This is a genomic window from Glutamicibacter sp. BW77, from assembly GCF_002332285.1.
GTDB lineage: Bacteria > Actinomycetota > Actinomycetes > Actinomycetales > Micrococcaceae > Glutamicibacter > Glutamicibacter bergerei.
In genome coordinates this window covers 1-5,520 of record NZ_NRGT01000070.1, presented here as the reverse complement: position 1 = coordinate 5,520, position 5,520 = coordinate 1, and the positions used below count along the sequence as shown (strand labels likewise).

7 protein-coding genes are annotated in these 5,520 nt (G+C 51.9%); 6 read left to right on the top strand and 1 reads right to left on the bottom strand.

All coding sequences use genetic code 11. The features are described 5' to 3' along the window. Positions 1–134 precede the first annotated feature (134 nt). A complete protein-coding gene (locus CIK74_RS12045) occupies positions 135–509 on the bottom strand; it encodes a metalloregulator ArsR/SmtB family transcription factor (protein ID WP_096256463.1) in 375 nt (124 codons plus the stop codon). 339 nt (positions 510–848) lie between these two features. Between CIK74_RS12045 and zapE the strand changes: the two genes are divergently transcribed. The 6 genes from zapE to CIK74_RS12015 all read left to right on the top strand — a co-directional run bounded on the left by zapE (position 849) and on the right by CIK74_RS12015 (position 5,488). Beyond that, positions 849–1,916, top strand: a complete 1,068-nt coding sequence (gene zapE / locus CIK74_RS12040; RefSeq protein WP_096256462.1) for an AFG1/ZapE family ATPase — start codon at positions 849–851, stop codon at positions 1,914–1,916. Continuing rightward, positions 1,913–2,557, top strand: coding sequence for a peptide deformylase (locus CIK74_RS12035; RefSeq protein ID WP_096256461.1), 645 nt, complete (start codon positions 1,913–1,915; stop codon positions 2,555–2,557). The genes zapE and CIK74_RS12035 overlap by 4 nt, the downstream gene beginning before the upstream one ends. After that, positions 2,557–3,405: a putative RNA methyltransferase gene (locus CIK74_RS12030; RefSeq protein WP_096256460.1), complete on the top strand. Its 849-nt coding sequence runs from the start codon at positions 2,557–2,559 to the stop codon at positions 3,403–3,405. Before CIK74_RS12035 ends, CIK74_RS12030 begins: the two co-directional genes overlap by 1 nt. 103 nt (positions 3,406–3,508) lie before the next feature. Next, positions 3,509–3,982, top strand: coding sequence for an NfeD family protein (locus CIK74_RS12025; RefSeq protein WP_096256464.1), 474 nt, complete (start codon positions 3,509–3,511; stop codon positions 3,980–3,982). A gap of 52 nt (positions 3,983–4,034) precedes the next feature. Beyond that, positions 4,035–4,964 (top strand): SPFH domain-containing protein, encoded by a 930-nt coding sequence (locus CIK74_RS12020; protein ID WP_229677124.1) that lies wholly within the window; start codon positions 4,035–4,037, stop codon positions 4,962–4,964. A 176-nt stretch (positions 4,965–5,140) separates the two neighbouring features. Continuing rightward, positions 5,141–5,488: an RNA polymerase-binding protein RbpA gene (locus CIK74_RS12015; protein ID WP_096256459.1), complete on the top strand. Its 348-nt coding sequence runs from the start codon at positions 5,141–5,143 to the stop codon at positions 5,486–5,488. Positions 5,489–5,520 lie beyond the last annotated feature (32 nt).

Below are 5,520 nucleotides of genomic sequence, written 5' to 3'. Positions count from 1 at the left end.
AAATAGAGTCTTTTCTACTTGACATAATGTAGATTATCGGCTCAATATCAAGCTGGCTGAAAGTGGCAGAAGTTGGCCAATAATCAGAACTGCACGCACTGACATCTAGTAATCAGAACTGCACGCACTGACATCTAGCTGCTGCGAATCTGGCTCACAGGCTCATCCTGGTTGCTGACGGCAAGGCGATACTCGGCAAAATCTAGCACTTGGCCAATGAACTGCTTGAGGCGCTCGTCTTGCATCGAGTAAATTACATGACGACCAGATTTGCGTGTTTGCAGAACGCCAGTCGTCCTGAGCCTGGCGAGCAGCTGTCCAGCGACCGTTGGGCTGACCCCAACATATTGCGCAAGCTCAGACAATGAATGCTCGGCTTTGCTTAGCGCCCACAACATTTGCAGCCGAGCGGGATCTGACAGGGTCTTGAGAATCGTCATTGACATGTCCAGTAAATCATTGGAGATGATTTCTTCACGTGTTGGCGATCCAGCATATTCACTGGTCATCTTCCTCGACTCCTCTGGCTCAGCGATAATTCGGACTCAGTGCTCCCAACGCCTCGCTGCACTTACAGCCCTCGGTGCAACCATTATGGACACGCTTAGCCCCAAAGCGATAGTAAAGATCAGAAGTTGCCAATACCAAGTGCGCATGTGTTGGTGAGATTAGTACTACTCCCCCTATAATGCTTGATAATTCAACTTATATTATTCTCGGTCTATCTGTGTGTTGTTAGCGTGATTTCGATTCTTTCTCAGGCCGTTGGCATCGAAATCATGTAGCAATTTACGCTGCGTACAGCCAAGTAAATTGGCAGTCAGTCCGGCTAGTGGGAAGATTTGTATATGCCTTCACCACTATTGCCCTCTGGACTGTTGCGCGCCCGTGGCGCCGCAAAGCGTAGGCGCCGAGTAGTTTCCCACCTTCAGGGACAAGGGCTTATTCTCGATGATCGCCAGAACGACCTCATAGGCTTACTGACCCGAAATCTTGCACACCTCAGTGAACAAGAGCAGCGTGGAACGTATATTTATGGTCCGCCAGGCCGCGGAAAATCCATGCTTATAGATGCCATCTGCGCGGATTTAGATCAGAAGTCGACGGCACGTTTTCATTTTCATGAGTTCTTTCAAACGATCAATAATCCAAGCAAACGTAGGAGTGACCAAAGCTCGGGTTCGGTATTTACCGAAGGCCTCCAGCGCGAACTGCAGGGTTTGAAGGTTCTGTTCTTTGATGAGTTCCACTGCGTCGAACCAGGGGACGCAATGTTTATGGCTAAGATGGTGAACTACTGCGAAGAGGCTGGAATCTTCATCATCACGACGTCAAATTATGCCCCAGAAAAATTACTGGATGACGAATATTTCCATCATCTGATCGAGCCAACCATTGCGAAAATTCGATCGTCCTTCGAAGTATTTGAACTCGACGCTGCGGTTGATTACCGCATGCTGGAGACGCCAGAACAAATGCGACTCAGTGGCTACCGTTCGGGCACGCTAAACCCCGGATACTCCCCCATTGATGAAACTGACTTCACTGAGCAGCTCCCCGTTGGCTATGACCATATAGGCCCTGTCCGGCTAACCGGAACGAGCATTGAAATATCATTTAGCCAGCTTTGCCGTACACGACGCAATACCGCTGATTACCTTGAGCTAGCGTCTCGTTTCAATTGCTGGCATATAACTTCCGTACCCTCCAGCGAGCACATGCCGATGGACGAGGAACGCCGATTCGCCAACCTCATAGATGTTTTCTATGACAAGGACATCGAAATTCACTTATACACCCAAGACCGGCTGGAATTTCTTGGGCACCAATTACATGACACAGAGCGCGCACGGCTGAAATCTAGGTTGGCGCAGTTAGCAAACACCTTGAATACAACTGATCGGATTATGAAGTGAATTCACCTCAGCAGCTAACCTCCGAGGATCTGACCGACCTAGTAGTGACCATTCTGTCCCAGGCCGAGGATCAGGTTGTGCCGATCGTCCAGCTGGGTCATCCAGTGCTTCGACAGCAAGCACAACGCTATACAGATCAGCTACCCAAAGAACTACTTGAAGAACTGTTGGATGTCATGCGAGCCACCATGTACGCGGCTCCTGGTGTCGGGCTTGCGGCACCACAGATTGGGATTCCGCTAAAGATCGCTGTTTTGGAGGATCTGTATCCCACCGATCCAGAAACAGCGCAGCTACGCGAACGAGCACCGTTAGAGTACCTAGAAATCTTCAATCCCACCTATCGTGCCGTCAGCGATCGACAGGCGACTTTCTATGAAGGATGCTTGTCCTTCGATAACTTCCAAGCTGTCGTGATCCGTCCGGCAGATATCGCCGCCGACTTCGAAGACCGTGAGGGAAACAAACTCAGCCAAGAGTTTTCTGGCTGGCAAGCTCGCATCGTGCAACACGAAACCGACCATCTTGCTGGCACCGTCTATATCGACAAAGCCATTACTCGGTCGCTGATTGGGCAGGACGAGTTATATCGCTACCCGGGTCTTGAGATTGCACAAGCCCGAGAGGAGCTGAACTTCTAATGGACATTAGCACTACGGCTCAATGCCCTGTCTGCGAACAGAACCTCGGCCTCACCACGCAGCCGCGGCGTAGTCTGAGTTGCCCTGAGGGACACCGCTTTGACGCAGCTAAACAGGGATATTTCAATTTCCTCACCGGACGTGGAACAAATTTCCTCGAAGATACCGGACCAATGGTTCTCGCCCGCGAAGAATTCCAAAACGCCGGGCATTACGAACCACTGGCTGAATTGCTCAGTGAATCTATCAGCGGGCATCACCCAGAAGATTCACTAGACCTATTGGACGCAGGAGCCGGCACCGGTTACTACCTGAATGAGATCATCGAGTCCCTGCCCGGATCCAAAGTTGATGCACTCGCCCTAGATATTTCACGCTACGCCATGCGACGAGCCGCTAAGGTTCCCCATACGCTTGCAATGGTATGGGACGTTTGGCGCCGGCTACCGTCGGCCAATAATTCCCGCGATGTAGTGCTCAACTGCTTTGCACCGCATAACCCGGAGGAGTTTCATCGCGTCTTACGGGCTAATGGTGTCTGCATAGTTGTCACCGCGGCAGCCGATCATCTCCAAGAGGTCCGTGAACCGCTGGACATGCTCGGCATCGCGGAGAACAAAGAATCCTCGTTGATCGAAAAATTTGCGGCTCATAGCCTTCTGCACCAGCACAGCCGTCAGTTGAAGTACCCGATGGAACTGAGCACCAACGACTTGTTCAATCTTGTATTCATGGGTCCGGCAGGGCACCACCTCTCCCCCGAAACCTTGCGCGCCAAAACCGAATCCCTCGGGGCGCAAAGTGTCAACGCATCCTTTGGCGTACATACATTCGTCCGTAAGGGCTAGAAAATACCCCAAAATGACTACCGCTTTTATTCACGCCTTACGGCAGAATAGAGAAAAGGCCACTCGCAATTGGCCCTTGCTCATTTGAACAGAGGTGGATGCCATGACAACGGCAGAATGGATTGTCAGCAACGCGTGGGTCATTTGGCTCGCGCTATTTCTGCTGTTGGCCATCATTGAGATGATTTCGTTAGATCTGTACTTCATCATGCTCGGTGTTGGTTCGCTAGGCGGAGTCGCCGTCGCATTACTTGACGGCCCCGTTTGGCTACAGGTAGTTATTTTTTGCCTGCTGTCGCTTCTGATGATTTTCTTAGTCCGGCCTATCGCCATTAAACATCTAAAAAAATCGCCCGAAGGATTTAGGACGAATATTGAACGGCTTATCGGCCACGACGCGCTGATTCTGGAGCCCACCTCACGCCTGTCTGGTTCCGCCAAGATCGCCGGTGAAATCTGGACCGCCCGTGCTGAAGCTAATGCTGCGACGATGTTGCCAGGTTCCTACGCGGTGGTTAGCCGCATTCAAGGGGCTACCGCATATTTGAATCCAGCGCCGCCTACAGAGTCCAAGTAGTTTCAAAGACTTTTTACCTCATTACTACGCACATGGAAAGAGAGTACACACCATGGAAAACGGCTTTGGCCTGACCATCGTACTTGTCGTTCTGGCGATCTTCGTGATCGTCGTACTGTTGCGCAGTGTTCGAATCGTGCCACAAGCACGAGCCGGCATTGTGGAGCGCCTCGGCAAGTACAATAAGACCCTAAACCCAGGGCTTACGATCCTCATCCCATTTGTGGATCGACTTTTGCCACTTCTCGATCTTCGTGAGCAGGTTGTTTCTTTCCCGCCACAGCCGGTGATTACCGAAGATAACCTCGTGGTTTCGATCGATACCGTGATTTACTTCCAGATCACCGAAGCACGCGCAGCGACCTACGAAATTGCTAACTACATTCAGGCAGTCGAGCAGCTGACCACCACTACGCTTCGTAACGTCGTCGGTGGTTTGAACTTGGAACAGGCTCTGACCAGTCGCGACCAGATCAACGGTCAGCTTCGCGGAGTATTGGACGAGGCTACCGGCAAGTGGGGCATTCGTGTTTCACGCGTCGAGCTCAAGGCTATCGATCCTCCGGTCTCGATTCAGGATTCAATGGAGAAGCAAATGCGTGCCGACCGAGATCGCCGTGCGGCGATCTTGACCGCAGAAGGCGTTAAGCAGTCCTCGATCCTGACCGCAGAAGGCGCACGCCAGTCCTCCATCTTGAAGGCCGAAGGTGATGCTCAGGCATCGATCTTGCGCGCTGATGGTGAAGCTCAAGCGATCCAGAAGGTCTTTGATGCAATTCACGCCGGTAAGCCGGATTCTGAATTGCTTGCTTACCAGTACCTGCAGACCTTGCCTAAGCTGGCCGAGGGTACAAGCAACACCCTATGGGTCATTCCAAGTGAACTGACCGAAGCGCTTAAGGGAATCGGTAGTGCTTTTAGCAACACCGAAAACCCAGCTACCGGTTCGGTTCAGCCACCACAAAGTGGTTCGGGAATCTAATTTCCACTCTTTAGGGTGAAACACATCAGCTCGATGGCGGGGTGCGCATGACGTACCCCGCCATTGACGCGTATAATGGATGTTTTGGTGTCCAAATTATTCCTTGGGAATTATCTTGTGCCATCAATCGTTGATACGTTTGTAGCGAATTCTTTTTAACATCGCGGAGGGAAAACATGAGCGATCGCAGCCTACGAGGCATGCGCCTGGGTGCACAGAGCATGGAATCTGAGGCAGGTGTGGAGCCGGCTGCCCGTCAGCGTGTGGAGTACCGTACCGAAGAGGGTGAACGTATATTCATCGTCTTTGCAGCCGAAGCCGAAATCCCTGCTACTTGGCTCACCAAGAACGGCAAGGAGGCGAAGCTCGTCCACGGCGAAGCTAAGGCCCCTGAAGCAACAAACGAGAAGCCAGTACGTACCCACTGGGACATGCTGCTGGAACGTCGTAGCGTAGAAGAACTTGAGAAAATCTTAGGTGACCGTCTGACCCAGCTGCGCACTGCGCGCGGCGAGGCCGTCTAGGTTTCTAAGCTTTAAAAGGAGTGGTGGTTTCC